The organism is Herbaspirillum sp. Sphag64 (genome assembly GCF_014192645.1).
In the GTDB taxonomy this organism is placed as follows: domain Bacteria; phylum Pseudomonadota; class Gammaproteobacteria; order Burkholderiales; family Burkholderiaceae_D; genus Herbaspirillum.
On record NZ_JACHYE010000002.1, the window covers coordinates 402,008 to 427,698 of the forward strand.

At 56.5% G+C, this 25,691-nt stretch carries 20 protein-coding genes; 4 read left to right on the forward strand and 16 right to left on the reverse strand.

Features of this window, described 5'->3' with window-relative positions:
* Positions 1-105: 105 nt before the first annotated feature.
* The 6 genes from FHW66_RS06770 to FHW66_RS06795 form a co-directional block, all read right to left on the reverse strand.
* Positions 106-2,238, reverse strand: a complete 2,133-nt coding sequence (locus FHW66_RS06770) for a diguanylate cyclase domain-containing protein (protein ID WP_255458847.1) — start codon at positions 2,236-2,238, stop codon at positions 106-108.
* A gap of 289 nt (positions 2,239-2,527) precedes the next feature.
* The gene (locus tag FHW66_RS06775; RefSeq protein ID WP_183378998.1) at positions 2,528-4,117 is read right to left on the reverse strand and encodes a gamma-glutamyltransferase family protein; all 1,590 of its coding nucleotides are present in this window, start codon (positions 4,115-4,117) and stop codon (positions 2,528-2,530) included.
* 114 nt (positions 4,118-4,231) lie between these two features.
* On the reverse strand, positions 4,232-5,239 hold the full coding sequence (locus tag FHW66_RS06780; RefSeq protein WP_183378999.1) for an LLM class flavin-dependent oxidoreductase: 1,008 nt from the start codon (positions 5,237-5,239) through the stop codon (positions 4,232-4,234).
* 45 nt (positions 5,240-5,284) lie between these two features.
* Positions 5,285-6,313, reverse strand: a complete 1,029-nt coding sequence (locus tag FHW66_RS06785) for an NADP-dependent oxidoreductase (RefSeq protein ID WP_183379000.1) — start codon at positions 6,311-6,313, stop codon at positions 5,285-5,287.
* A gap of 74 nt (positions 6,314-6,387) precedes the next feature.
* Entirely contained in the window at positions 6,388-6,975 is a 588-nt protein-coding gene (locus FHW66_RS06790) for a TetR/AcrR family transcriptional regulator (protein ID WP_183379001.1), read from the reverse strand.
* A 74-nt stretch (positions 6,976-7,049) separates the two neighbouring features.
* Positions 7,050-8,291: an MFS transporter gene (locus tag FHW66_RS06795; protein WP_221196910.1), complete on the reverse strand. Its 1,242-nt coding sequence runs from the start codon at positions 8,289-8,291 to the stop codon at positions 7,050-7,052.
* A 151-nt stretch (positions 8,292-8,442) separates the two neighbouring features.
* Between FHW66_RS06795 and FHW66_RS06800 the strand changes: the two genes are divergently transcribed.
* The gene (locus tag FHW66_RS06800) at positions 8,443-9,411 is read left to right on the forward strand and encodes a GlxA family transcriptional regulator (protein ID WP_183379003.1); all 969 of its coding nucleotides are present in this window, start codon (positions 8,443-8,445) and stop codon (positions 9,409-9,411) included.
* 13 nt (positions 9,412-9,424) lie between these two features.
* Here FHW66_RS06800 and FHW66_RS06805 read toward each other — a convergent pair whose 3' ends face one another.
* Positions 9,425-10,567: a metallophosphoesterase gene (locus tag FHW66_RS06805; RefSeq protein WP_183379004.1), complete on the reverse strand. Its 1,143-nt coding sequence runs from the start codon at positions 10,565-10,567 to the stop codon at positions 9,425-9,427.
* A gap of 410 nt (positions 10,568-10,977) precedes the next feature.
* Here FHW66_RS06805 and FHW66_RS06810 point away from each other — a divergent pair, with 410 nt between their 5' ends.
* On the forward strand, positions 10,978-11,499 hold the full coding sequence (locus FHW66_RS06810; RefSeq protein WP_183379005.1) for a hypothetical protein: 522 nt from the start codon (positions 10,978-10,980) through the stop codon (positions 11,497-11,499).
* 98 nt (positions 11,500-11,597) lie between these two features.
* Here FHW66_RS06810 and ppk2 read toward each other — a convergent pair whose 3' ends face one another.
* The 4 genes from ppk2 to FHW66_RS06830 all read right to left on the reverse strand — a co-directional run bounded on the left by ppk2 (position 11,598) and on the right by FHW66_RS06830 (position 16,294).
* Complete coding sequence (gene ppk2, locus FHW66_RS06815; RefSeq protein ID WP_183379006.1) at positions 11,598-12,524, reverse strand: polyphosphate kinase 2; 927 nt, start codon at positions 12,522-12,524, stop codon at positions 11,598-11,600.
* 95 nt (positions 12,525-12,619) lie between these two features.
* A complete protein-coding gene (locus tag FHW66_RS06820) occupies positions 12,620-13,702 on the reverse strand; it encodes a calcium:proton antiporter (protein WP_183379007.1) in 1,083 nt (360 codons plus the stop codon).
* A 74-nt stretch (positions 13,703-13,776) separates the two neighbouring features.
* A complete protein-coding gene (map, locus tag FHW66_RS06825; RefSeq protein ID WP_183379008.1) occupies positions 13,777-14,544 on the reverse strand; it encodes a type I methionyl aminopeptidase in 768 nt (255 codons plus the stop codon).
* Between the two features lie 127 nt (positions 14,545-14,671).
* Entirely contained in the window at positions 14,672-16,294 is a 1,623-nt protein-coding gene (locus tag FHW66_RS06830) for a Cache 3/Cache 2 fusion domain-containing protein (protein ID WP_183379009.1), read from the reverse strand.
* Positions 16,295-16,691: 397 nt separating this feature from the next.
* Here FHW66_RS06830 and FHW66_RS06835 point away from each other — a divergent pair, with 397 nt between their 5' ends.
* A complete protein-coding gene (locus FHW66_RS06835; RefSeq protein WP_183379010.1) occupies positions 16,692-18,413 on the forward strand; it encodes a methyl-accepting chemotaxis protein in 1,722 nt (573 codons plus the stop codon).
* 107 nt (positions 18,414-18,520) lie between these two features.
* Here FHW66_RS06835 and FHW66_RS06840 read toward each other — a convergent pair whose 3' ends face one another.
* Positions 18,521-19,015 carry an Lrp/AsnC family transcriptional regulator gene (locus FHW66_RS06840; protein ID WP_183379011.1) on the reverse strand — a complete coding sequence of 165 codons (495 nt, stop codon included), beginning with the start codon at positions 19,013-19,015 and terminating at the stop codon, positions 18,521-18,523.
* 214 nt (positions 19,016-19,229) lie between these two features.
* Here FHW66_RS06840 and FHW66_RS06845 point away from each other — a divergent pair, with 214 nt between their 5' ends.
* Positions 19,230-20,153, forward strand: coding sequence for a DMT family transporter (locus FHW66_RS06845; protein WP_255458848.1), 924 nt, complete (start codon positions 19,230-19,232; stop codon positions 20,151-20,153).
* A gap of 95 nt (positions 20,154-20,248) precedes the next feature.
* Here the strand turns inward: FHW66_RS06845 and FHW66_RS06850 are convergent, their stop codons facing one another.
* From FHW66_RS06850 to edd, 4 genes are all read right to left on the reverse strand, one after another.
* Complete coding sequence (locus FHW66_RS06850; protein WP_183379012.1) at positions 20,249-20,584, reverse strand: hypothetical protein; 336 nt, start codon at positions 20,582-20,584, stop codon at positions 20,249-20,251.
* Positions 20,585-21,533: 949 nt separating this feature from the next.
* Positions 21,534-22,784 carry an MFS transporter gene (locus FHW66_RS06855; RefSeq protein WP_183379013.1) on the reverse strand — a complete coding sequence of 417 codons (1,251 nt, stop codon included), beginning with the start codon at positions 22,782-22,784 and terminating at the stop codon, positions 21,534-21,536.
* A gap of 233 nt (positions 22,785-23,017) precedes the next feature.
* A complete protein-coding gene (gene eda / locus FHW66_RS06860) occupies positions 23,018-23,647 on the reverse strand; it encodes a bifunctional 4-hydroxy-2-oxoglutarate aldolase/2-dehydro-3-deoxy-phosphogluconate aldolase (RefSeq protein WP_183379014.1) in 630 nt (209 codons plus the stop codon).
* Positions 23,644-25,494, reverse strand: coding sequence for a phosphogluconate dehydratase (gene edd, locus FHW66_RS06865; protein WP_183379015.1), 1,851 nt, complete (start codon positions 25,492-25,494; stop codon positions 23,644-23,646). Before edd ends, eda begins: the two co-directional genes overlap by 4 nt.
* Positions 25,495-25,691: the final 197 nt, after the last annotated feature.

Genomic DNA, 25,691 nt, shown 5'->3' on the forward strand with positions numbered 1-25,691 from the left:
ACGGATGATGGCGTGAAACACCACGAGGTGGCAGGCAGTGCCGCCGGCCGGCAGCACAGAAGGGAAATAACTTGAAAAATGGCACGCGGATGCCAGATCACGCGATCAGGCGCTGACTTCGACCCGGTTCTTGCCGGCATTCTTGGCGACATACATGGCATTGTCGGCTTGCGCCACCAGACGGTCCTGAGTTGTATGCACGGCAGGATCGAACATCGCCGCGCCAATACTGACCGAGATATTGATCGTGGCTTCGCGTAAATAAAAAGGTGCGCGCATTGCCGCCAAAATTTTCCTGGCTACCCCGAGCGCATCATCGCGTGAATGTAAACGTTCGAGAATGACGGTGAACTCATCCCCGGCAAGACGCGCCACGGTATCCACATCGCGTACCGATTCACGCAGGCGGCTGGCAAACAGCATCAGCAATTCGTCACCGGCAATATGGCCATATTTGTCATTAATCTGCTTGAAGCCGTCAATGTCCATAAACAGCAGGCCCATCTTCAACGGATCACGTTCAGCGCGGGCCATGGCTTCGGGCAGCTTTTGGGCAAACGCACGACGGTTCGGCAAACCGGTCAGGATGTCCGACAACGCCATCTCCTGCAACGAATTGCGGAAGGCAAGACGCTCGGTGATGTCGTGCAGGAAGGCTATGAACAGGCAGCCACTACGCACTTCCACGTATCCCAGCGTCATCTCGACCGGTAATTCATCACCATCGCGCCGGATCGCCTGCATCTCGACCCGGGTGTTCATGAGCAAGCCCTCACCGGTAGCCAGATATTGTTTCATGCCGGCCCGATGCAGATCGCGTTGCTCAGGCGGCACAATCATCTCGGCCAGCTCACGCCCGAGTGCTTCTTCACGGCTCCATCCGAGCAGGATTTCGGCTTGCCGGTTCCACTCCTGAACCACGCCATTCTGATCCATGGCAATAAAGGCATCATTGGCATTGTGCAGAATCGCGCGCAGCTCGTTTTCACTCTCTTCCAGCTTTGCCTGATTTTCGCGCTGGGTATCGAGCGCCTGTTGCAGCGCAATGGCGGTTTCGTGCAGACGCCGGGTGCGGTCTTCCACGCGTTGCTCCAAGCCTTCATTGAGCTGGCGCATTTCCTTCAGATAGCTTTCTTCACGCTGTACCAGCGTAGCCAACGTGGTGGAGAGCAAGGCAACTTCATGGTAGGTATTGATGATCGGGACCTCGACATCATGATCCCCCATGGCACGCCGCTCCAGAGCAGCATTGAGCTGATTCATTGGCGCCACCAGCCGGCGCGCCAGCGCGAAAACCAGCACCATCAGGACAATGCTGACCGCGCAGGCAACCAACAGCATCTGGCGTTGCAAATCCCTGAAACCGCGCATGGCGAGCTGCTCTGGCTGACGCACTAATACCGACCACTTCAGGTCACCATATTCACTGTTGAGCCCAGTGCGGGCGAAGCCGGTCAGATAAGGGGTGCCATCAGGCCCCACCTCACGCAGTGCCCCCGATGGCAATCGCAGGGAGGCACGGAAACTGTCGGAATCCATCTTCTTTTCTTCCATGTCCTTGGGGCCGAGGACAACCGTGCCGTCGTCACGCACCAGCATAATGTCGACATCGAAACGGTCATTGGTTGGATTAACCAGTTTCTTGACCAGATCTCGCGCCCATTCCCAACTCAGATGTACGCCCAGTACACCTTTGAATTTTCCGTCAGTGCCCATGATGGGCGTCGAAATATCCACAAAGCGCCAAGGCTCATTGCTGATGGGCAATTTGCTTGCCAACATTAGTGCCGGATGATAATCACCGACGTAAAAATCCTTGCGCCCCTCCTTGAACCAGGGCCGCTCAGCCACACTCTGCTTTTCGAGCAAGCCATTGACTGCCGCCAGTACCTTGCCATCGGGCATGGCAAGCCCTATCCAGGCGTAATTGGGAACGTTTTTCTGCAACTCATTGAAGATACCGCGGATGCGGAACACATCATTGGCCTCACGCAATGCCGGCCGGGTCGCCATGATCTTGACGTCAATGAAGCGTTCACCGAGGCTGCGATCCAGCGCTTCCTGCATCTGCCAGGCCAGTTGGCTCAGACGCGCCTGCGCCTGACTACGCGCATAGCTACGTGTAAACTGGTCGACCAGAATCAACATGGACGAAGTCGTGATCAACAGCGCGAGCACCAGACCAATGGTGACCCACGATGAGAGACTCAACGTCGATGATGGTTTTTTTATCAGCAAGGCTACTCCAGCTTGGATGCAAGGTAAGTCCTGAGGCAATGAGGCAATCTGCAGATGCTGGTCTGGCCGTTCAAGGAAATACGATTTTTTCGATTGTTAACTCGAATATTAGCTGCTCACATGGCTTTGGGGCAATCAGTGATTGATTACAATCAGTCAATATTATCGTTTAATTAACGGGCAACACCGGTTAACAACTGGAGCGATTATCGATTATCGCCCTCCATAGACATCATCCCAGGGTCTGTTTGACGAGCAAAACTTCCATGACATTTCCATCATGAAAGTTTTAGAGTGCTGCGCAAACACCATCAGCACGTGGATCCGTTGCCCCTTCAATCACGCCATTCGGGTGTACACAAACCGCACCAGCATGCCCCATAGTGTCGGTATAGTCGTCCAGCATCTCGACTTCATGCCCGGCATGCTGCAGCGCAGCTACCAGCGCTGGCGCGATGCGCCCCTCAAGTTTCAGGTTGGTCGACACCGTACCCCAGGTACGTCCCAACAGCCAGCGTGGTGCGCTGATGGCTGCTTGTAGATTCTGCCCAAACAGAACATGGCGAGTGAAAACCGCCGCCTGCGTCTGTGGCTGGCCTTCGCCACCCATCGTACCGTAGGCCAGAGTACGCCCATCGTTAAGAAGCGCCAGCGACGGATTGAGCGTATGAAACGGCAATTTGCCCGGCTGCAATTGATTGGCACCTGCATCCAGCGTAAAACTGGCACCGCGATTTTGCCAGACGACACCGGTCTCCGGGACCACCACGCCGCTGCCAAATTCCCAGAAGATACTTTGTATATAACTGACCACCCTGCCTTGTGCATCGGCAGCGCCCATCCAGATAGTGTCACCTGGCTTGGCAACATGCGGCCAGACTGCGGCACGTTGCCTGTCAATCTGCGCCGCCTCCTGCGCCAACGCCGCTGGTTGCAGCCAGTCCGCCGCATTGACGCTCATATGGGCCTGATCGGTGACATAACGGTTGCGCAGGATGAACGCACGCTTGGTTGCCTCAACCAACCCATGCACATGGGCAAAGCCCTCCGCCTCCGTCACACCGAGTTGCTCGAACAGGCCGATGATCATCAGTGCAGAAACGCCCTGTGTCGGCGGTGGCAGATTGTAGACGCGACCAGACTTGAGCTGCACCATCAACGGTTGCACCACCTGGGCCCGGTAGGCTGCCAGATCGCTGCCTCGCAACGGGCTACCAGCCTGTTCCAGACCCTGCGCGAGCCGCTGGGCCAGATCACCGCGATAGAAATCATCCAGGCCAGCCTGTGCCAGCTGGCGCAATGTGGCCGCCAGTGCCGGCTGCTTGAGGATGTCATTGAGTACGGGAATACCTTGCGCGGCATAGGTGCTGGCAAAACCCGGTTGATCCTTGAGTTCATCCCATTTGTCGCGGGTCAGCTCGGCCTGCGAACGGGTCACGGGTATGCCGTTGGCAGCATGCCCAATGGCGTCGGCCAGCAAACGCGACAACGGTAAAGGCTTGTTCCATTGGCGCGTCTGTGCATGCGCCAGCGCCACCTGCCAGCCGCCAATTGCACCAGCGACGGTCAAGGCGGCACGGGGGCCGCGATTGGGGATGCTGGTATCGCCATGGCTGGCGTAGAAATCCTTGGTCGCCAACGCTGCCGACTGTCCACAGGCCTGAATCGCAACTGGCTCACGACCGGGCTCGCTGATCAGCCAGAAGCCGTCGCCACCAATCCCGTTCATGTGCGGGTAAACCACGGCGATGGCAGCGGCTGCCGCCACCATGGCCTCGACCGCATTACCACCTTCACGCAGCACGCTGGCACCAGCTTGTGCCGCAAGATGATGTGGCGCGGTGACCATCCCGCCCAGACTGGTTTTGCTATACAACATGGATTCCCCCTGAATTGGTGCCTTGCTATGATGCCAGCAATGAAATAAAGAAAGAATCCATTTTATGGCAAATCACTTGCCCGACGCTTACACCAGCTCAAGGGGCAGCGCAGATCAGATCTGTGGTGTCAGGGTCAGCGATTCACGCACCGCAGCCACGATCTCAAACGAACGCAAACGCGCAGCATGGTCGTAGATCTGGGCCGTCATCATCAATTCATCCGCGCCGGTGTTCTCGATAAAGGCTTGCAGCCCCTCACGCACGGTGTCGGGAGAACCGACCACCGCACAAGCCAGAGCACGTTCAACGTGGGCCTTTTCTTCCGGACGCCAGTAATCCTCCATGCTGGCACGTGGTGGCTGCAATTGTCCCGGCACGCCACGTACCAGATTGACGAACTGCTGTTGCAGGGAGGTAAACAGCAGCTGCGCCTGAGCATCGGTATCGGCGGCAAACACATTCAAGCCCAACATGACATACGGACGCGCCAGCGCGGCAGACGGCTTGAAGCGACTCCGATAGACCTCAACGGCAGCCTGCATAAAGCCCGGAGCAAAATGCGAGGCAAAGGCAAATGGCAAACCCATTTCTGCGGCAAGCTGGGCGCTGTACATGCTCGAACCGAGCAACCAGATGGGGACCTGCAAACCGGCACCCGGCACGGCACGTACCGCCTGCCCTGGTGACACCGGACGGAAATATCCCTGCAATTCGGCGACATCGTCGGCGAAGGTCTCGGCACTGTCTCCCAGATGACGACGCAGTGCGCGGGCCGTGCGCTGGTCCGAACCCGGTGCGCGCCCCAGACCAAGGTCAATCCGACCAGGGAAAAGTGACTCCAGCGTACCGAACTGTTCAGCAATGACCAGTGGCGCATGGTTGGGCAACATGATGCCACCGGCACCGACCCGAATCGTCTTGGTGTGCGCGGCGACATGGCCGATCACCACCGCCGTGGCGGCGCTGGCGATGCCGCTCATGTTGTGGTGTTCGGCCAGCCAGTAGCGCTGATAACCAAGCTGCTCGGCCTTTTGCGCCAGCTCCTTGCTGTTGTTGAAAGCTTGTGTGGCGCTGTCACCCTGCGCAATCGGCGACAGGTCCAGTACGGAAAACGGAATCATGCAAATCCTTTGTTATCGCTACAGCTACTTATTCATCGAGGTAACTCAAGCCACTTGTACCACCAGCTTGCCGAAATTCTTTCCCTCCAGCAGACCAATGAAGGCTTGTGGGGCATTTTCCAGTCCTTGTACGACATCTTCGCGGTACTTGATCTTGCCGGCAGCAACCCAGGCGCTCATGTCACGGAAGAATTCAGCGAAGTAACCAGCGCGCTGGTAATAGTCAAAAATGATGAAGCCCTGCATGCGAATGCGGGTGGTCAGTAATTTGCGGGGCAATGCGATCATCAAGGCAGCATTCGGCGTCACACCGTTGTACTGCGCAATCAGACCGCATACCGGCACGCGTGCATGCACATTGAGTAACGGCAAGACCGCTTCAAACACGGCACCACCGACGTTTTCAAAATAGACATCAATGCCTTGCGGACAGGCTTGCGCCAGTTGCTGGGCAAAGTCGCTGGCACGATGATCGATGCAGGCATCAAAACCGAGTTCCTCGACCGCATAGCGACATTTTTCTGCGCCACCAGCAATGCCGACAATGCGGCACCCCTTGAGCTTGGCAATCTGCCCGACGACCGAGCCCACGGCACCGGTAGCGGCGGCAACGACCACGGTTTCTCCCGGCTGTGGCTGACCAATATCGAGCAGACCGGCATACGCGGTAAAGCCCGGCATACCGAACAGACCCAGCGCATAGGAAGGATGCGCCATCGCCGGATCAAGCCGCGTCACGCCCGTGCCGTCGGAGACGGCATAGTCTTGCCAGCCGGTATAGGCCATGACCAGATCACCGGCCTGGTAATCCGGATGCTGCGAAGTCACCACCTGCGAGACCGTGCCACCGGTCATGACACCACCAATCTCGACCGGCGGCGAGTAGGAAGGTGCATCACTCATGCGGCCACGCATATAGGGATCGAGCGACAGGTAATCTGCGCGCAGCAGGAACTGACCAGCGCCCGGCACCGGCACAGCGGTCTCTTCAAGACGAAAATTAGCTGGCGTTGGTGCTGCTGCCGGGCGCGAGGCCAGCACAATGCGCCGATTGATGGTGGATGACTGTGTCATGTGATGTCCTTTGGGAAAGTGGCCAATACGGCAGCGTGCAGATCATTGATGCCGCAGGCAAAGAGAAGAAGGTGTCAGGGTGCGATCAGCACGCGCAAGGTAACGTCCATGGCTGCCTGCAATGGCTGACGGTCGCGACTGAGCTTGCTCAGCAGACTGGCGCCCAGCCACAACTGATACAAGAGCTGCGCGGTACTGGCAGGTTCCAGCGCAGGATGCAGCGAGGTATCTTCCACGCCGGCCGCGATCAATGCGGCAAGTCGGCCAATGAACGCCTGTGTGCCATGGTGCAGGGCCAAGCGCATGGCGTCCGACATGTCGGCCACTTCGGCACTGAGCTTGACCACCAGACATTTGTGCTCCACCGCGTCACAGCATTGGGTTTCCAGCCAATGGCCCCAGTACGCCAGCAAGCGCTCACGGGCTGGACCTGGCTGCCCCAGAATGCCATCGAGCATGTGCAGATACTCGGCCACATAATGCTCAATGAGCTCTAGTCCGTATTGCTCCTTGGAACCAAAGTAGTGATAAAACGAGCCCTTGGGCACCGCGGCGGCGCTCAGTATTTCGCTCAGTCCAACGCTGGCAAAACCCTTCTGGGCAATCAGACGACGTCCGACCAGCAGGATATGCAGCTTGTTTTCAAGGTAGGTATCTCTCATAGAATCGTATTTTACCGAAAAATTAGACCGGTCGCCTATAACCCTCATTTCCCTCTATTCCCGGTACAGATTGGCTACGGTCCCGGAGCGAGAAAGATCTTCCATGCGAGTAAAGCGGCAACCGCTCCCGCCAGCCATACTGCTGGCCAGGCCTGCCACGCCAGTAAGGCAGGCACTATCTGTGCCGCCAGGAAGAACACCAGAAACACGCAGGTATTGCCTAGTCCAAGTGCCGTCCCAACCTGACGTGCGCCAGCCAACGTGGCCAGCTCGGTGTAAGCCACACCATGCCAGGCGGAGGCGCAGATACCACCTGCTATGAGTACTCCCGTCATTGACAACAGCATGGTGGGCGACCAATGTCCGCTCTGCCCGGCATGACCTGCACAGGCTGCCAGACATGCCAATACGACAAACAACAGCACACTGAGCAAACTGCAGGCACGCAGATAGGCGCGACGATTACGATGCCGATCCGTCCAGCGGCCGCTCCAGATGCGGGTCACCGCAGCACCGATCTGAACCATGGCTAAGCTGGTGCTAATGAGGAGCAAACTGGCATGACCGGCATCGTGCAGGAATATCGACGCGAAGGTCAGGATCGATACTTGCGGAAAGCACAGAATGCCCGTAGCAAGCGCCATACGCCAAACCCCGATATTGCGCAGTGCAGTAGCTGCTTTTGCTGGCAAATCAGACTTGCCGACATGCACCGTATTCGCCGGCGGTGGTTCATGTAACCAGCGCCATGCCAATGCCCCGCTACCAGAGCATAGCAGCGCCAGCAATGCAAATACCGGCATAAATCCAAAACTCACGGCAAGATACGGCAATACCAGCGCTGCGGCCCCTCCTCCCAGCGGCACCGCGGTCTGACGAATACTCATGGCCAAGCCACGCTCCCCCTCGTGAAACCAACCCATGACGGCACGGCCACTGGCGCCATTGACGCTGCCACCGAGCATGCCAACCAACAGCAAACCCAGTGCCAGAAACGCTACCGGCGGCACGCCAGCCGCGCCCGGCACGATCCAGATTGCCATCAGCATCAACGCCAGCGCTGTCGCAAACAGACCGATCAGCAACACACGCCGGTCGCCCCAGCGATCGGTCAACACACCCCACGGCAACTCACTCAAGGCTACGCCCAACCCCAATGCGCCCATTGCAAGTCCCAACTGGATGTTGTCGAGGCGATAATCGCTGCGCAGCGCAATCGCCGTCATCGGTATCCCTGAAAAGGCGGCAGAAAAACTGGCATTGGCCAGCACCCCGATGCCGAGAATTTTCCAGCGATGGCGGGTCAGATCTGGCATTGAGGTCGCGCCTTCATTGGTTGGCAATATCGGCGCGGTTAAGGGTGTGTTATTGGACGCCATGGTCACTCCTGAGCAAATTGACAGAAGTAGTGTGACGTGGCAGCATCCGACCAAAATGACATTAAACCCTCGTTTTGAGACATCTACTATGGCGACTCGTCAGATCGGATTCCTGCTCTTCCTCGATTGCAGCCTGCTTGACTTCACCGGTCCGCTGACCGCCTTCGATGTCGCCAATCGCCTCGCTGGTCATCAGCACTACCAGTTGCGCGTCATGTCCGAACAGGGCGGCCTGCTGGAGAGCGCCTCCGGCATCGCGGTCATTACCCGACCACTGGAACGTGCTCCCTTGGACACCCTGATCGTGGCGGGCGGTGCCGGCCCACGTGAAGGTTTGCTGTCGGCGACCTTGCTCGACTACACGCAGCATGCCGCGGCACAGGCAAGGCGCGTCGCCAGCGTGTGTACCGGCGCCTTTGTCCTGGCAGCAGCCGGACTGCTTGATGGCAAGCGTGCCACCACCCATTGGCGCATGGCGACGCGGCTGCAGCGCATGCATCCGGCGGTACAGGTCGATAGTGACAAGATTTTCATCAAGGATGGCAAGGTCTGGACCTCGGCCGGGATTTCTGCGGGGATTGATCTGGCATTGGCGCTGATTGAAGAAGATCATGGTGCCGAGCTGGCACGTGCAGTCGCACGCGAACTGGTCGTGTATCACCGGCGTCCGGGCGGTCAGTCGCAGTTTTCCAGCCTGCTGGCAATGGATCCGCCATCAGGACGTATCCGTCAGGCGCTCAGTTACGCGCGTGACCATTTGCATGAATCTCTGAGTGCGGAACGACTCGCTGAGGTGGCCTGCCTCAGTCGCCGTCAGTTTGACCGCGCTTTCAGTGCCGAGACCGGCCAGACACCAGCCAAGGCGATCGAAAAATTACGTGCAGAGGTGGCCCGACCACGCGTCGAAGCCGGAGACGAGTCGCTGGAGAACATTGCGCGCGCAGTCGGCTTTGATGATCCGGAACGGATGCGACGCGCCTTTTTGCGCGTCTTTGGTTATGCCCCGCAGGCGATCCGGCGTGCGACGCGCCAGCAGGAGTCGCTTTACCTGTCTTGACAAGTTCGGTCGTTCAGGCAGCGACCAGGCGCAAGCGGGTAATTTCAGAGGGTGCCAGCAGACGCTTCGGTGGCCCCCAGTAGCCCGTACCGCGACTGGTGTAAATCCACAGATTGCGCAGCTTGTTGAGCCCGGCAACATAGGGCTGCTGCAACGGTACAAACAGGTTCCACGGGAAAAACTGGCCACCATGCGTATGCCCGGACAGTTGCAGGTCAAAGCCGGCTTCGGCCGCTGCTTCGGCGCTGCGTGGCTGGTGCGCCAGCAGGATATTGACGCCACTGTCGGCTGGTGCATACGCCAGCGCAGCGTGCGGATCACTGCGCTGCGCCGGATCAAAATGATGTGCGGTGTAGTCGGTCACGCCGGCCAGCACCAGCGGCGCACCGCGATGATGCAAGACCACATGCTCATTCATAAGCACTGTCAGCCCCAGCCGTCGCACCTCGGCAACCCAGGCATCGGCGTTGGAGTAATACTCATGATTGCCGGTAACGAAATAGCTGCCATGTCGCGCCTGCAATAGCGCCAGCGGTGCCGTATGCTCCGCCAGCTGCGCCACAGTGCCATCGACCAGGTCGCCAGTGACGGCGATCAGATCAGGATGCAGCGCATTGACCTTGTCGACGATGGCGCGCAAATAATTCTGCTTGATGGTAGGACCGACATGGATATCACTGATCTGTGCAATCGTGAATCCCTGCAATGCTGCAGGAAGGTTGCTGATCGGCACGTCCACCTCCACCACGGCAGGCACGCGCCGGGCGTTGATCAGGCCCCATAGCGTCAGCCCCACAGCGCCTCCCAAGGCCACTACCGCCGACCACGTCAACAACGCTTGATGAGCCAATGCTGGCCACAGTAAAGGTACACACAGCAGAACCAGTTCACGCGCCAGCGTCAGCAACAGGAGGGACGAAAAGAAGCCCATGGCCAGCATCCCGACCCAGGTCAGACGGTCAGCCCAGGCCTGTACCTTCAGGAACCGCGCCAGCAAGCCGATCGGTATCATCAGCGATGACAAGAGTAAGTACAGGCTGCCCAACAGGATCACACCAGTGTTGCCACTCAGCGCAGGCAAGAGGCGCCAGCCAATCCAGGCATGCAAAGCACCCAGCACCGATAGCACGAAAATGATGGCAAAACGGGAAGGCATAAGGTCTTACTCCTGTCTGACTGACAATCCGAAGACAATGCCGGATGGCATCGTTGCGTGCATGTTGGTATGTCACCATCTTTTTCAATGGCAGAGACTTAGGATAAATCTGAAAAACAAGGTAAAGATGCGCATAAGTAGCGCTATCAGGCGGCATACCAGACCATCGCACGAAAAAATTCGGACAAATCTGACCCCTGTACTGTTATTCCTTGCGCGAGAAGAGGATAATGGAGGGCTAATTTATCACGGCCAACCGCCACGGATTTTTGCCTCTCCCGCTAAAGGAGTACCTGACCAGTACCAACATTGCCATCGTAGCTATTGTCGCTAACAATGGTATGCAGGCTGGTCTTCGGTACCCTGAATCCCCTCGCGCGCGGTTGCCATCATTACAGGAAGTACGTATTTTGACTACGACAAGAAGCAAACGCTGGAACGGCAATATCGAAACCCTCAAAAGCGACTATCTCACCGGTGTCATCGGCCAGATGGAAACCTACGGAGAAAAAGTGCAATTTGCACTGGTGACGTCAGGCAACGGCCCCCGCTATGAGTTGACCAATAGTGCTGGCAAGAAAATGGCGTTCGACGGCAACCATCACCTGCATCATCCTGAAGCCGCTGAATTTGCCCCGGGCAACGCTACCGGCAGCTTTACCATTGAACAGATCAAACTGGCAAAAGCTGGCGCCCTCAAGCCAGCACGCACCAGCAGCGGCCGTGTCACACGCGCCACCGGCCCGCGTGGTCCAAGTGCGGCGACCCGTGCCAAGGATCTGGTGGATACCGAAAAATACGAATACTTCAAGGCCAACCGTGGCACCCTGCCTGATACGATCGGCGAACATTCAACTGAAATTACTGCGCTGATGCGTGGCGGCATGTCGGCTGAACAGGCGTTTGGTGAAGTGTTGAAAAAATATTTCTGATCTCACATGATTTTGTCGCCAGCAGCTCAGCGACAAACACATGTGTACATAAAAAACGGGAGCTTGATGCTCCCGTTTTTCTTAAAGGGCACGGCACTTCAGTAGACCTCTGGCACCATGATTTCATTGGCAACCTCACGCCGAAAATAACCATCATGACGAATCCGCTCCGGCAATTCAATACCCGGATGCGCAATCTCGGCATAAGGCATTTGACTGAGCAGGTGATGAATACAGTTCAGACGCGCCTTCTTCTTGTCCACTGCCTGCACCACCCACCACGGCGCTTCAGCAATGTGGGTACGCTCCAGCATGACTTCCTTAGCCTTGGTGTAGTCCTCCCAGCGACGACGCGATTCGAGGTCCATCGGACTCAGTTTCCATTGCTTGAGCGGATCGTGGATACGACTGAGAAAGCGCATATGCTGCTCTTCATCGGTGATCGAAAACCAGTACTTGATCAATTGAATACCGGAACGCACCAGCATGCGTTCAAACTCCGGCGCAGAGCGAAAAAACTCTTCATACTGGTCATCGCTACAGAATCCCATCACCCGCTCCACACCGGCGCGGTTATACCAGCTGCGGTCGAACAGAACCATCTCACCGGCCGCAGGCAGATGTGAGACATAGCGTTGGAAATACCATTGTGTGCGTTCGCGGTCATTCGGTGCCGGCAATGCGGCGACGCGACAGACGCGTGGATTGAGACGCTGCGTGATGCGTTTGATGACGCCACCTTTGCCTGCCGCATCGCGCCCTTCAAACAGGATCACGACCTTGTGACCCGTGGCTACCACCCAGTCCTGCAATTTGACCAGCTCGGCCTGTAACCGGAACAGCTCCCGGAAGTACAGGCGGCGTTCGGCCTTTTCCTGTTCACTACCGGACCCGGAACCATCCGTGTCGTAGACGCCGTCGGCCAGTTGTTCGATGGTCCGGTCTTCAATTTCCAGTTCCAGTTCTTCGTCGTAGCTGTCAGCCAGCTCGCGACGGATACGCAGTACCAACTCGTCGTCTTTCATCTTCCCTCTCCGTAGGCAATGCAGCCATCATCGCTGATGGCTGCAGCTTAGCGAGGGATTATGACCAAGCAGTGACAACCAGGGCGCAGCCGCGTTCAGGGAACAACAGTGATGAACAGATAAACGGCAAAGATGACCACATGCACCATGCCCTGCATGACCGTGGTACGACCGGTACTGAGAGAAAACGAGGCCACAAAAAAGGACAGCATCAGCAACACCGTCGATTTCACATCCAGCCCCAGCGAGATGGTCCAACCCGTAATGAGCGACACCACTGCGACTGCCGGAATGGTCAGGCCAATACTCGCCAGTGCCGAACCGAGTGCCAGATTCAGGCTGGTTTGCAGACGATTGGCACGCGCGGCGCGCACCGCAGCGAGGCCTTCAGGCATCAGCACAATGGCGGCAATCACGATCCCGACGACCGTATCAGGCGCACCGAGCCGCGCCAGACCGACCTCCAGCGCTGGCGCCAGTGACTTTGCCAGGAACACCACCGCACCCAGACAGGCCAGTAGCAGCACGGCACTGCCTGCTGCGACCTTGTCTGAGGGTGGTTTGGCGTGGACTTCCTCATTGTCAACGGCTTCTTCTGGCAGGAAATAGTCACGATGACGCACGGTTTGTACCAACACAAAAGTACCGTAAAGGACGATCGAGATAATCGCGATAAAGGCCAGTTGCGGCGCACTGTAGTACGGCCCCTCCAAACTCAGCGTGTAGTTCGGCAGGACCAGCGTCAATACCGAGATGGCTGCCAGTGTAGCCATCGATGCAGAGACGCCGTTGAGTCCGAAGCTTTGTTCTCGATGGCGGCTGGCGCCAACCAGTAAACAGATGCCGACAATGCCGTTGAGGATAATCATGATTGCCGCAAACACGGTGTCACGCGCCAGACCGTTGGTGGCCTCACCGCCGCTGAGCATGAGCGAGACGATCAGCGCCACTTCAATCAACGTAACCGCCAGCGCCAATACCAGCGTGCCAAACGGCTCGCCGACCTTATGCGCCACCACCTCAGCGTGATAGACGGCCGCCAGCACGCTCGCCATCAGCGCCACCACCAACAGCAGCAGGAACCAGCTTCCCGGATTAAATTTACTGGCAACAATCAGCAACCAGCCTGCCAATGGCGACAAAATGGACCATAAGGGCAAGGACTTCGATGTATTCATGAACACTTTCCAGCAAGGATAAAACAATAAAAAAATCAGGACCTGCCTGCCCGCTGGCACAAACCGTTACCTGCTCACTGAGCCGCTGGCCAAGGCGTCAGGATTTCGACGCCATCAGCGGTCACTGCAACCATATGCTCCCACTGTGCCGACAACGAACCATCACGGGTAAGTACGGTCCAGCCGTCGGGCTGCAGCTCCACACCACGCGCACCAGCGTTGATCATGGGCTCAATCGTAAACGTCATACCCTCGCGTAGCAGCAGACCAGTGTGACGTTGACCATAGTGCAATACCTGCGGTTCTTCATGATAGATCTTGCCGATGCCATGGCCGCAATATTCGCGCACTACGGAATAGCCAGCCGCTTCAGCCAGGTGCTGAATGGCATAACCCACATCCCCCAGACGGGCGCCGGGACGGACCTCGGCGATTCCGGCCAGCATGGCATCAAGCGTCGTCTGTACCAGTCTTGCCGCCGACTCGGAGGGCGTACCGGCAAAGTACATGCGGCTGGTATCACCATGCCAGCCATCCTTGATCACAGTAACGTCAATGTTGACGATATCGCCTTCTTTCAGAATTTCCGTGCTGCTGGGAATACCATGACAGACCACACCATTGACAGAAGTGCACAGAGTCTTGGGGAACCCGTGATAACCGACATTGGCCGGTGTGGCCTTCTGCACCTTGCGGATATAGTCATGGCAGCGTCGGTCGAGTTCTTCGGTACTGACACCGGGAACGACGTATTCGCTGATCATTTCCAGCACCTCTGCCGCCAGCGTGCCAGCCACGCGCATCATTGCTATTTGTTTGGGAGTCTTGATGGTGACGGCCACAACTTACCTCTTTTGGGACAAAGGTTCCATTATCGACTATCACAGGTGCTTGTGCCATGCACATGCCTGATTCCTGAGTCCCTTCACCCGTTATGGCAATGACAGGCAAAGATTGGTAGCAACAGTCTCAACGCCGCTGCGCCAGTTTGAAGACCCGCACGTTATCGACCAGTTGGGCTGACTCTCGTCGCAGACTCTCGGTGGCTGCAGCAGCCTGCTCGACCAAAGCCGCGTTTTGCTGGGTCATCTGATCGATGTCGGATACTGCCCGCGTCACCTCACCCATCTCGTCGCGCTGTACGACACCTGCGGCGGCAATATCGCGCATGATCGCTGCGACGTTGCCAATCGCCGTTTCGATGTTGTGCATGGCGTTACCGGCACGACTGACCAGCTCGCTGCCACTGTCCACATTGGATACCGACTCGCCAATGAGCGTTTTGATTTCCTGGGCCGCGGCAGCGCTACGCTGCGCCAGTTGCCGCACCTCTGAGGCAACTACGGCAAACCCGCGCCCCTGCTCGCCGGCACGGGCCGCTTCGACCGCCGCATTAAGGGCAAGAATATTGGTCTGAAACGCAATGCTGTCAATCAAACCGATGATATCGGTCACCTTGTGCGAACTGCTGCGGATGGCCCCCATCGTATCCACCACGGCATTGACGATCTGACCACCATCGGTCGCCTGTACCGCCGCATCGTTGACTAGCGCACCGGCGCGCTGGGTATGTTCGGCGTTAGCAAGAATGCCATTGCCAAAGCGCTCCATGCTGGCCCGAACCTGCTCCAGCTCACCAGCCTGCGCTTCGGCGCGTGCAGACAGATCCTGATTGCCGGCAGCAATATCCTTGGCCGCCGTATCAATGCGCTCAGAACTGCCACGTACCGATCCGACAATACTTGCCAAGCCCTGCGCAATACCATTGATAGCCTGCATCAACTGCCCCAGCTCATCACGCCGGCCCACGTGCAGCATGGTAGTCAGGTCCCCCTTGGCCAACTGCTGTGCGGCGGCAGTGGCATCTACCAGCGGTGCGGTAATGATGCTACGGAGCATCCAGAACAACACGGCCATCACCAGCACCATCCCCGCCATACCAATCAATCCATAGCGCAGTTGTGCGGCAGAAGCATCGGTAATAACACTGAGCATGCCTGGCGAAGCAGTTCGCCCTAGAGAATCCATCGCGGTGTCCAGTACGCGCTGACATACCCAGACATACGAACCAAGAACCGCAGCGGAGAGCAACAGGCCGATGGTGGCAATCCGGCCACCAACACCAAACTGAAAGCGATGACTGACATCGATACCGACATACAACACACCGATGACCTGCCCCTGGCGGTTGCGTAGCGGATCGTAACGGGTCATATATTGCCGCCCAAACAGCTGGGCAAAACCGATATAAGTTCGTCCGGCCAGCAATTCGCCGTAACCGGCATGCGAGTGATCCAGCAAGGTACCAATGGCACGCTCGCCGTTTTCCTTTTTGACTGACGTGGAGATACGGACAAAGTCCTGATTGCGTTTAACGAAAATCGTCGCACCTGCACCAGTCTGGCTGGCGAACTGATCGATGACATCGAAATTCAGATTGAGCATCGCTTCGCCACTGCGCAGCACCGGCGTCACTTCTGTACCGACAGTAATCCGTTGCTGGTAATCAGCCTCAAACCCTGCAGAAAAATGCCGCGCTAACCGCTTGGCAAGTTGGTTGATCTGATACCCGAGCGGCAGCAAGCTGGACATATAACAGACTCCTGTGAGGGTTTCATTCCTTATAGCGGATTTCCTTCACAGTGGAAATAAGCAATGTCGTGCGTTGTAGCAATTATGCGTAATGCTTTATTGACCCACGCCAAATCATGGCGAGTAGTTTTTTAAAACGACACAACTTCTTTGCGCAAAAGCAATACAAATAAAAATCTAACATATTGATATACATCAATATTTTCATGCAACAAGGTGAAATGAGGCAGATCAATGCGTCGCGCAGCAGAAATACGTCAAACGCGAGTTAAACAATGATAAGAAGCACAATAATACTTGCAATGATGTTTCTATTTGTTTCAAAATCAACAACCTTCGACAACCCTACTTGCAGTAGTGTTTTTTCTTACCCCACCCCCACACTGAAGAGCTCGTCATGAAATGGTTTTTTGATCTGAAGATTGCAAAAAAGCTCCTGTTATCGTTCGCTTGCGTATTGATGCTTAGCAGTGTTACCGGAATTTTCGCAATTGCCCAACTTGGCAACGTCAGCAGCGCCTCCAATGAGCTTGCCACCAACTGGCTCCCCACGATTCAGAGTCTGGGACAAATCAAGCTGCTGGTAGCCCGTATTCGCAGTGCCGATGCCCAGATGATTCTGTACGGTGACAATCCAGAATTCATGCGCAGCTTTTCGCAACGTATGCCGTCTCTGGTCAATGGACTGAACAAGGAAATCAAGACCTATGAAGGGCTCATCAGCGAGCCGGAAGAAAAAGCGCTCTACCCCGAAGTAAAACAACAGTTGACGACGGTACTCGACCTGCACGAGAAGGTGATTGCCGCTGCCCAGGCACAAAAGATCGATGAAGCCAAGGCACTGTTTATCAGCCCGGTTGGCAATACCTACTTCAGTCTGCTGGACAACCTCGACAAACTCAGCAAGATCAACCTCAACGGCGGTGACGCCTCCCAACGTCAAGCCGATGCCACTTACAGCAGTGCCCGCGTCTGGATTATTGCCCTGGTACTGGGAACCTTAGCCGTAGGTCTTGCAATGGCATTGTTCATCTCACGCGCCATTGCCAAACCGCTTAATGTCGCCGTGGGGATTGCCAAACAGGTAGCCTCAGGCGACCTGACCAGCAAAATTGAAATCCGCAGCGCTGACGAAACCGGCGAACTGATGCACTCGCTGCAAGCCATGAACCACAGCCTGCAAAAAATCGTGGGACAGGTGCGCGGCGGCACCGACACAATTGCCACCGCCTCCAGCCAGATCGCTGCCGGTAATCACGACCTACATACCCGCACGGAAGAACAAGCCGGTTCGCTGGAAGAAACCGCATCCGCACTGGAGCAACTGACCTCCACCGTCAAAAAGAACGCCGACAATGCGCGCCAGGCAAGCCAGCTGGCAGTGTCCGCCTCGGAAGTGGCGATTGCCGGCGGCAACGTGGTCGATCAGGTGGTGTCAACGATGTCCTCAATCAATGAATCCTCGCGTCAGATTGCCGACATCATCAGCGTCATTGACGGTATTGCCTTCCAGACCAACATCCTGGCACTCAATGCCGCCGTCGAGGCTGCCCGCGCCGGCGAACAGGGTCGCGGCTTTGCGGTCGTGGCGTCCGAAGTACGCAGCCTGGCACAACGCTCGGCAGCCGCCGCCAAGGAAATCAAAGGACTCATCGACAACTCGGTCTCAACCGTTGGCGAAGGCTCCAAGCTGGTTGAAAACGCGGGTAACACCATGACCGAAGTGGTTGCCAGCATTCGCCGCGTGAGCGATGTTGTTGCCGAAATTTCCGCCGCCAGCTCAGAGCAAAGTGCCGGTATCGATGAAATCAATCGTGCTGTTGCGCACATGGATCAAACCACGCAGCAAAATGCGGCGCTGGTGGAACAGGCTACCGCTGCTGCCCAGGCATTGCGTGACCAGGCGCATAGCCTCAATAGCCTGGTCAGTGTCTTCAAGCTCAGCGAGATCCAGATCATTGAGCAACACAACGCCCCTGCACTTGCCAGCACCACGCGTGCCGATGCACTGCCTGCACCGGTCAAGGTCAGCAAGGCAATCGCCACTACCAGCACACCAAAGAAGCAAGCTCCTGCACTGACCAGCAAAAGCAACAACGATGAATGGGAAACCTTCTGATCCCTGCATGTAATTGCGGATCAGGTCAGCACAATGAAACACGGCGTCAGATGCAACATCTGACGCCGTGTTTTTTTCGAGTATCCGCAATGCGCTGGTATCAGAGACTAGCTATCGGTATCGACCAGCACACCCTCTGCCGGCAACGGTAATGCCGTCTTGTAACGGACCTGCTTGAGCGCAAAGCTGGAGCGGATATTGGCAACGCCCGGAATCTTGGTCAAGTGATTGAGGATAAATCGCTCCAATGCACGCATATCCGGCACCAGCACCCGCAGCAAATAATCAGGATCACCCGTCATCAAATAGCACTCCATGACCTCAGGCCGGCCATCGATCGCACTTTCAAAGATCTTCAGCGCATCTTCGCCTTGCTTCTCCAGCGTGACGTGAATGAACACATTCACATGCAATCCCAATACCGATGGCTCCAGCAGTGTGACCTGGCGACTGATGACACCCAGCTCCTCCATCAGCTTGACCCGATTGAAACAGGGTGTGGCAGACAGGTTGACCGAGCGCGCCAGCTCGGCATTGGTAATGCGTGCGTTGTCCTGCAGCGCATTCAAAATAGCAACATCGGTGCGATCAAGTTTTTTCATAGGATAAATTACACTATTAATCGAAATAATAAAGATAATTTACCCTTATTATGCCCAATATTATCCAATAATGAGGATTTTTATCCCGGGATCTGAAGATAAAATTCCCGCCAGTTTTATCTATGGAGAAATGATTGTGGGTGCCGATAGTAAATCCCTGAGCAGCGCAGCAAATAGCTTGCGCCTGAATGATGACAGCGCGAAATTGAAGAGCATGTTTCTGCTGATCGGGGCCATCATGATCTGGGGCGCAAACTGGCCTGTCATGAAGCTGGGACTGTCCCACATCACCCCGATCTGGTTCTCCACAATGCGCTTTTCACTGGGTGCCATCTGCCTGTTCGCTCTGCAAAGCGTGACCGGAAAGCTACGCTTCCCTCCGCGCAAGGACTGGTCGCTGGTCATCAGCGTCGGCTTGCTGCAGATGATGACCTTCACGGTACTGGGCAGCATTGCCATGACCAAGGTACCGGCCGGCCGCTCTGCCGTGCTGGCTTACACCACGCCGCTATGGGTAACACCGGTCGCCGTCCTGTTCTTCCGCGAATCGCTGTCGCGCCGTCAGTTGATCGGCTCCCTCATTGGGGCAGTCGGCGTCATGGTGCTGTTCAACCCGCTCACTTTCAACTGGGGCGATCATACTTTGGTCGCGGCCAACCTGATGCTGCTGACCGGCTCCTTCATCTGGGCCATGTGCATTCTGCATCTGCGCCATCATAAAGGTGTCTGCACTGCCTACGAACTGGCGCCGTGGCAGATGCTGCTGGCCAGTATTCCTCTGGCGCTGATGGCACGATTTGTCGAAGGTCCTTACACCGGTGATAGCTCACGCTCGTTCCTCGAGATTCTGCTTTTCGTTGGCCCGATTGCTACCGCATTCTGCTTTTGCGCCGTCAATGCGGCCAGCATGTGGCTCTCCAGCACCAGCATGTCGACTGCAATGCTGGGCGTGCCTGTGATCGGACTGTTGATGTCGGTTGCCTTCATGGGGGAACATCTGACGGTGCCGCTGGGCGGTGGCCTGTTGCTGATTTCAGCAGGCATTCTGATCGTGACCATGAATGCTGCGAAAAAACACAAGCTGCAAAATAAACCTCAAGAGCCTGCGCTGCCGGGCGAGCAACCGGCCAGCATGTAACTTCAAAGCCCCTTCTGATCTTGGCGTCGAAGGGGCTTTTTTATGATGCATGGAGTTGGCCGGGATACAGATGCCCGAGCTTCTCCTGTGCTTCATTATTCATCCCAAAACTTGTTCAAGCGCGCAATGTGTTCCTCAGACACATTACGTAGCAAGGTCGCTGCTGCTAGCGACAGGCGAAACAAGTTGGCGCTATCGGATTTTCCAATCGATGGCGCGACCTCTTGTTCAGGATCGTTGTCCTGATTCATTTCATTGGCTAAATCACGGGCGTAAATGATGTGCATGCAGGAGGTAATGCCTGCGGTGATGTCGCGGGTGAGTTCAATGAAGTCAGCGAATTTCTCCTCGCGGCCGGGGCCGTGAATCCAGCGGAAATCTTCGTGGTGAGGTGGGATGGTGCTTTTATCAGACGTGGTGGTACTAGGCATGTAAGCCTCCTTTTTGCATGTTAAAGCTACCTCCCGTCGCTAAACGGGGTGGGCGGCAAATGACAGGGTTAGCGAACCGGTGCAAAAAAGGAAAACCGGCAAGCCCGAAGGCTTCCCCGTCACCGCCGCCCATAGAGGACGTGCGACAACGGACGCACGTAAAAAAACCGCATTGCGCGGTCTGTGCGCTTTTTTGCATATCAGGTCGCTAAACCAGGTCCCTTCTTTATCAGGGACGTTGGCAGAATAGACCGGCGAAGTGAGAGCGTCAAGTTGTTTGCTCATTCGTCCTTGCAGTCCTTGCTGATGCTTGTTGTTCTTCGGACGACCTAGCCGGGGGTGGCCCGGCAGCCACTCACTTTTCTTGCTTCGCCAAGAAAAGTAAGCAAAAGAAGGCGACCGCAACTTCCATCGCCCCTGCGGGGTTCCCGCCGCTGCACCACGTCAATCGGGAGAAGCGCACAACTCGCTTCGCTCAGACAAGCGCTTCTCTTTTTCCGATTGCCGCAGCGCATCAGCGGCGACTCCACATGCGGAATTCTTTTTACCGGCTCGCTTCGCATTGCCTTGGTAGGGCGGTGTGCGACGGTATTTATTGTGAGATTTTTCGCTGTGTTTTTTAGCGTGAATGCCAAGTCTGAATTTGCGTGCATTCGTCAGCGCGATGCGAAGCGAGCAGTTTGGGAATCCCGCATGTGGAGTCGCCGGTACTGTGTTGCAGCAATCGGAAGAAGATCGATGCTTGTCTGAGCGAAGCGAGTTTGCATCGGTCCCGATTGATGCGGCACGGTGCCGGGCACCCCGCAGGGGCGACGTAAATTGCGGTCGCCTTCTTTTGCTTACTTTTCTTGGCGAAGCAAGAAAAGTGAGTGGCTGCCGGGCCACCCCCGGCTAGGTCGTCCGAAGAACAACAAGCATCAGCGAAGAAACAGATAAACAGCAAACACAATCAGGCAGGCAAAGGCACTTTCACCGCCGCCTGAAGATTACGGTTTAATCGCCACACCAGCGTCATGGCAACCAGCCCGGTAGCAACCACGATATAGCCAATCACATCAAAGTTATGCAGGGTACCGTCAGCGCCAATGCTCACGATATGCCCGGCAACGACAGATGCCAGTCCACCAGAGAGTTGCTGGATTGAGGCGCTGATGGCATTGAAGGAGCCGCGCTGGGTCTGTACTGGTACCGATTGCACCATCGCCTGAAACGGAATCATGCGCGAGAAGATACCGACGAACAGCACCACATTAACCAGCACAACCAGCGGTAGACCAACACGCCCCAGATGGGTGTAAACCAATACCGTGATGATGGACAGCATACTGCCAAACAGGAACACGCGGAATTTACCCACACGGTCTGCCGCCCGACCAACCAATGGACCGACGAAGATGCTGCACAAGCCGGTGATCAAATAGACCGTTGGCAGGTGATGCAGGTCAATGCCAAGATTGTTGACCAGATAGGCGCTACTGAACGGCATCAGCATAAAGCCACCGGTCATGAGTAACGCCGTGGTAGCGAAAGCAACCAGATAGCGTGGTTCGGTAACGGTGTGCCACAGATGCATCCACGCGCTATGTTCTTGCGCAATCTTGAGGTGATCGGCAACTGGCTTGAGCTTCCATGCCACGATCAGACCACCGATAAGGCCCATGACGGCCATCACCAGAAACGGTACATGCCAGTCCCAGTGATTCGATAGATACAGCCCCATGGGAATACCGAGAACCTGACTGGCGGCAAACGCGGTCTGGATGAAGCCCATCACGCGGCCACGCATGGCTGGCGGGAACAGGTCGGTCGAAATAGCCAGCACGATGGAGCCGATCACACCACCAAACAAACCAGTGACGACGCGCGCCAGCAGCAGGCTTTCGAAGCTTTGCGCCATGCCACACCAGAACGTGCCCAAAATGAAACCGGTGTAGAAAAACAGTAATAGGCGCTTGCGGTCAAAACGGTCGGCAAAACCTGCTGTGAGCAAGCCTGAAATACCGGCGCTGAAGGCATAGGCCGAGACGACCAGACCGAACTGGCTTGGCGAAATGCTCAAGGCTGGCATGATGACCGCACCTAGCGGTGACATCAGCATGAAATCGAGAATCACGGCGAACTGCAGGAAGGCCAGCATACCGACGACGGTTTTCTGGTATGGGGAGAAGTTGGTGGGCGCTTTGGACTGGGGAGATGTCATATTTTCTTTCTTGGTTGAGCGGAGTTCGCATCATCGGACATGGCGCCTGCTCCATGTCCTGGCAGCATCATGACGGCTGAGAAGGACGAATATTGTAACGTGTCGGCTGGGTAAGACGTGAGTCAGTTAAAGGACCGCAAAAGGCAAGGCGGGGAATTTGTGGTTATACAAATTCCCCGCCTGCATTATCTGGCAATTAATTCAGTAACTCATTGAGTAACTAATCCAGAGATTTACTTTACCTTCAAGGCACTGGCAGCGCTTGCCAGAGCAGTGATTTTGGCCCAGTCACCGATCTCGATGGCATTTTTCGGCGTCAGCCAGGAGCCGCCAACACATGCCACATTCTTGCAGGCAAGGAATTGTGTGGCCGTCTCTTGCGAAATGCCGCCTGTCGGACAGAAGGTCACATCGGCCAGCGGACCTGCCAGCGCATTGAGCATGCCGATGCCACCGGCTGGTACTGCCGGGAACAGCTTCAATTGCTGGAAACCGGCTTCACGGGCGGCCATGACTTCCGAAGGAGTCATGACCCCTGGCAACAGGGGCAGACCGCTTGACCTGGCGGCGGCGATCAGGGCAGATGTCAGGCCGGGCGAGACGCCAAAGACGGCGCCAGCATCACGCGATGCGGCAAATTCTTCAGGGCTGGTCAGGGTGCCGACGCCGACGATGGCATCAGGTACCTGCTCGGCAATGGCACGAATGGCTGGCAGGCCATGTTCGGTACGCAGGGTCACTTCCAGTACCCGGATGCCGCCGGCAACCAGGGCCTTGGCCAGTGGCACCGCATGCTCCAGCTTGTCGATGGCAATCACGGGAATGACTGCCGAAGTACGCATGATTTCTAAGATGGTTTTCATACTGTCGCTTTCTCATTTTCCAAAACGGGAGGCAAACCGAAGCTAGTGCCGCCCTCCTCTGCTGCGCTGACGGTGGCGCGGAAGACGCTAAACAATTCACGTCCCATGCCGGTTTGATTACCTGCCAGATTCACTGTTTCCACTTCACGCTGCGCCCATACGGCGCTATCGACCAGCGCTTCGAGCGTACCTGTTTCGGCATCCAGACGAATCAGGTCGCCGGTACGCACGCGTCCTAATGGTCCACCGGCGAGTACTTCTGGCGTTACGTGGATGGCCGCCGGTACCTTGCCGGATGCACCAGACATACGGCCATCGGTGACCAGCGCAACATGACGCCCCTTGTCTTGCAGAATGCCCAGTGCCGGTGTCAGCGAGTGCAGCTCTGGCATACCGTTGGCGCGTGGTCCCTGGAAGGTCAGCACGGCAACAAAATCGCGGTCCAGCTCACCGGCCTTGAAGGCTTTCATGAAAGCGTCTTGCGAATGGAACACGATGGCGGGTGCTTCGACGATGCGGTGCTCGGGCTTGACTGCCGAGACCTTGATGACCGAACGGCCCAGGTTACCTTGCAGCAACTTCAAGCCACCATCAGCCGAGAATGCCTGCGTGGCCGGACGCAGCACGGTGTCGTCGCCACTCTTGGCGGGGGCGGCTTTCCAGCTGAGCTTGCCGTCTTCCAGTGTCGGTTCGGTGCAGTGCGCACGCAAGCCCTTGCCGAGCACGGTCAGCACGTCATCATGCATGAGACCGGCATCGAGCAGTTCGCGCAGTACAAAACCAGTGCCGCCTGCGGCATGGAAATGATTGACGTCGGCGGTGCCGTTGGGATAGATACGCGTCACCAGCGGTACGACTGACGAGAGGCGGGAGAAGTCATCCCAGTCGATCACCAGACCGGCAGCCTTGGCGATGGCGACCAGATGCAGGGTGTGATTGGTTGAACCACCCGTGGCCAGCAACGCGACAATCGCATTAACGATGGACTTTTCGTCCACCAGACGGCCAACCGGCGTGTAGTTCTGACCTTGGGCAGTAATCTTCAGTGCCTGCTTGGCCGCTTCGGCGGTCAGCGCATCGCGCATCGGGGTATTCGGGGTGACGAAGGCGGCACCGGGCAGGTGCAGGCCCATGGCTTCCATTAACATCTGATTGCTGTTGGCGGTGCCGTAGAAAGTGCAGGTACCAGCGCCGTGATAGGACTGCGCCTCAGCCTCTAGCAATTCGGCGCGACCGATCTTGCCTTCGGCGTAGAGCTGACGAATCTTGACCTTTTCGCTATTGGTCATGCCGCTGGTCATCGGACCGGCGGGCACGAAAACGGCAGGGATATGACCAAAGTGCAGCGCGCCAATCAGCAGACCTGGGACGATCTTGTCGCACACGCCCAGATACAGGGCAGCATCGAACATGTTATGTGACAGCGCAACGGCGGTGCCCATGGCAATGGCATCGCGCGAGAACAGCGACAGCTCCATGCCCGGCTGACCTTGCGTAATGCCATCGCACATTGCTGGTACGCCACCGGCAAACTGGGCGACGGCACCTTCGGCACGAATCGCTTCTTTGATGATTTCAGGGAAGCGCTCAAACGGTTGATGCGCCGACAACATGTCGTTATACGAAGAAACAATCGCTACCGAGGCGGCACGATCCTGCTTCAGCTTGAGCTTGTCATTGGCGGGAAAGGCGGCAAAGCCGTGTGCCAGGTTGGTACACGACAGCGCGCCGCGTTGCACCCCCTGATGCCGGGCGGCATCAAGTCGCGTCAGATAGGCAGTACGATAAGGCCGGCTTCGTTCGGCGATGCGTTCGGTGACGCTGGCTAAGGTCGCATTGAGAGACATGTCTGAGTTCCTGATAGCTTCGATAAATGTAATTTTACTACAATTTTTAAAATAAAACTTCTTATTTTTGCGCGCTTCCTCAGGCCGCGCCTGCTACACAATATTTTGTAATGCGCGTCATCATTTCTTTACAAGGCAGCAGAATGCTAATCAACAGCAGAAAGCAGGGCCTGAATCACTACAAAATCCACAGCAAA

Excerpts from the sequence above, each read along its gene's own strand:
- FHW66_RS06780 (WP_183378999.1), bottom strand. The coding sequence starts at position 5,239 with ATGATTCCGTTTTCCGTACTGGACCTGTCGCCGATTGCGCAGGGTGAC.
- FHW66_RS06775 (WP_183378998.1), bottom strand. The coding sequence starts at position 4,117 with ATGTTGTATAGCAAAACCAGTCTGGGCGGGATGGTCACCGCGCCACAT.
- FHW66_RS06790 (WP_183379001.1), bottom strand. The coding sequence starts at position 6,975 with ATGAGAGATACCTACCTTGAAAACAAGCTGCATATCCTGCTGGTCGGA.
- eda (WP_183379014.1), bottom strand. The coding sequence starts at position 23,647 with ATGAAAACCATCTTAGAAATCATGCGTACTTCGGCAGTCATTCCCGTG.
- FHW66_RS06800 (WP_183379003.1), top strand. The coding sequence starts at position 8,443 with ATGGCGACTCGTCAGATCGGATTCCTGCTCTTCCTCGATTGCAGCCTG.
- FHW66_RS06845 (WP_255458848.1), top strand. The coding sequence starts at position 19,230 with ATGTTTCTGCTGATCGGGGCCATCATGATCTGGGGCGCAAACTGGCCT.
- ppk2 (WP_183379006.1), bottom strand. The coding sequence starts at position 12,524 with ATGAAAGACGACGAGTTGGTACTGCGTATCCGTCGCGAGCTGGCTGAC.
- FHW66_RS06855 (WP_183379013.1), bottom strand. The coding sequence starts at position 22,784 with ATGACATCTCCCCAGTCCAAAGCGCCCACCAACTTCTCCCCATACCAG.
- FHW66_RS06785 (WP_183379000.1), bottom strand. The coding sequence starts at position 6,313 with ATGACACAGTCATCCACCATCAATCGGCGCATTGTGCTGGCCTCGCGC.
- FHW66_RS06835 (WP_183379010.1), top strand. The coding sequence starts at position 16,692 with ATGAAATGGTTTTTTGATCTGAAGATTGCAAAAAAGCTCCTGTTATCG.
- FHW66_RS06850 (WP_183379012.1), bottom strand. The coding sequence starts at position 20,584 with ATGCCTAGTACCACCACGTCTGATAAAAGCACCATCCCACCTCACCAC.
- FHW66_RS06795 (WP_221196910.1), bottom strand. The coding sequence starts at position 8,291 with ATGCCAGATCTGACCCGCCATCGCTGGAAAATTCTCGGCATCGGGGTG.
- FHW66_RS06805 (WP_183379004.1), bottom strand. The coding sequence starts at position 10,567 with ATGCCTTCCCGTTTTGCCATCATTTTCGTGCTATCGGTGCTGGGTGCT.
- FHW66_RS06830 (WP_183379009.1), bottom strand. The coding sequence starts at position 16,294 with ATGTCCAGCTTGCTGCCGCTCGGGTATCAGATCAACCAACTTGCCAAG.
- FHW66_RS06820 (WP_183379007.1), bottom strand. The coding sequence starts at position 13,702 with ATGAATACATCGAAGTCCTTGCCCTTATGGTCCATTTTGTCGCCATTG.
- edd (WP_183379015.1), bottom strand. The coding sequence starts at position 25,494 with ATGTCTCTCAATGCGACCTTAGCCAGCGTCACCGAACGCATCGCCGAA.
- FHW66_RS06840 (WP_183379011.1), bottom strand. The coding sequence starts at position 19,015 with ATGAAAAAACTTGATCGCACCGATGTTGCTATTTTGAATGCGCTGCAG.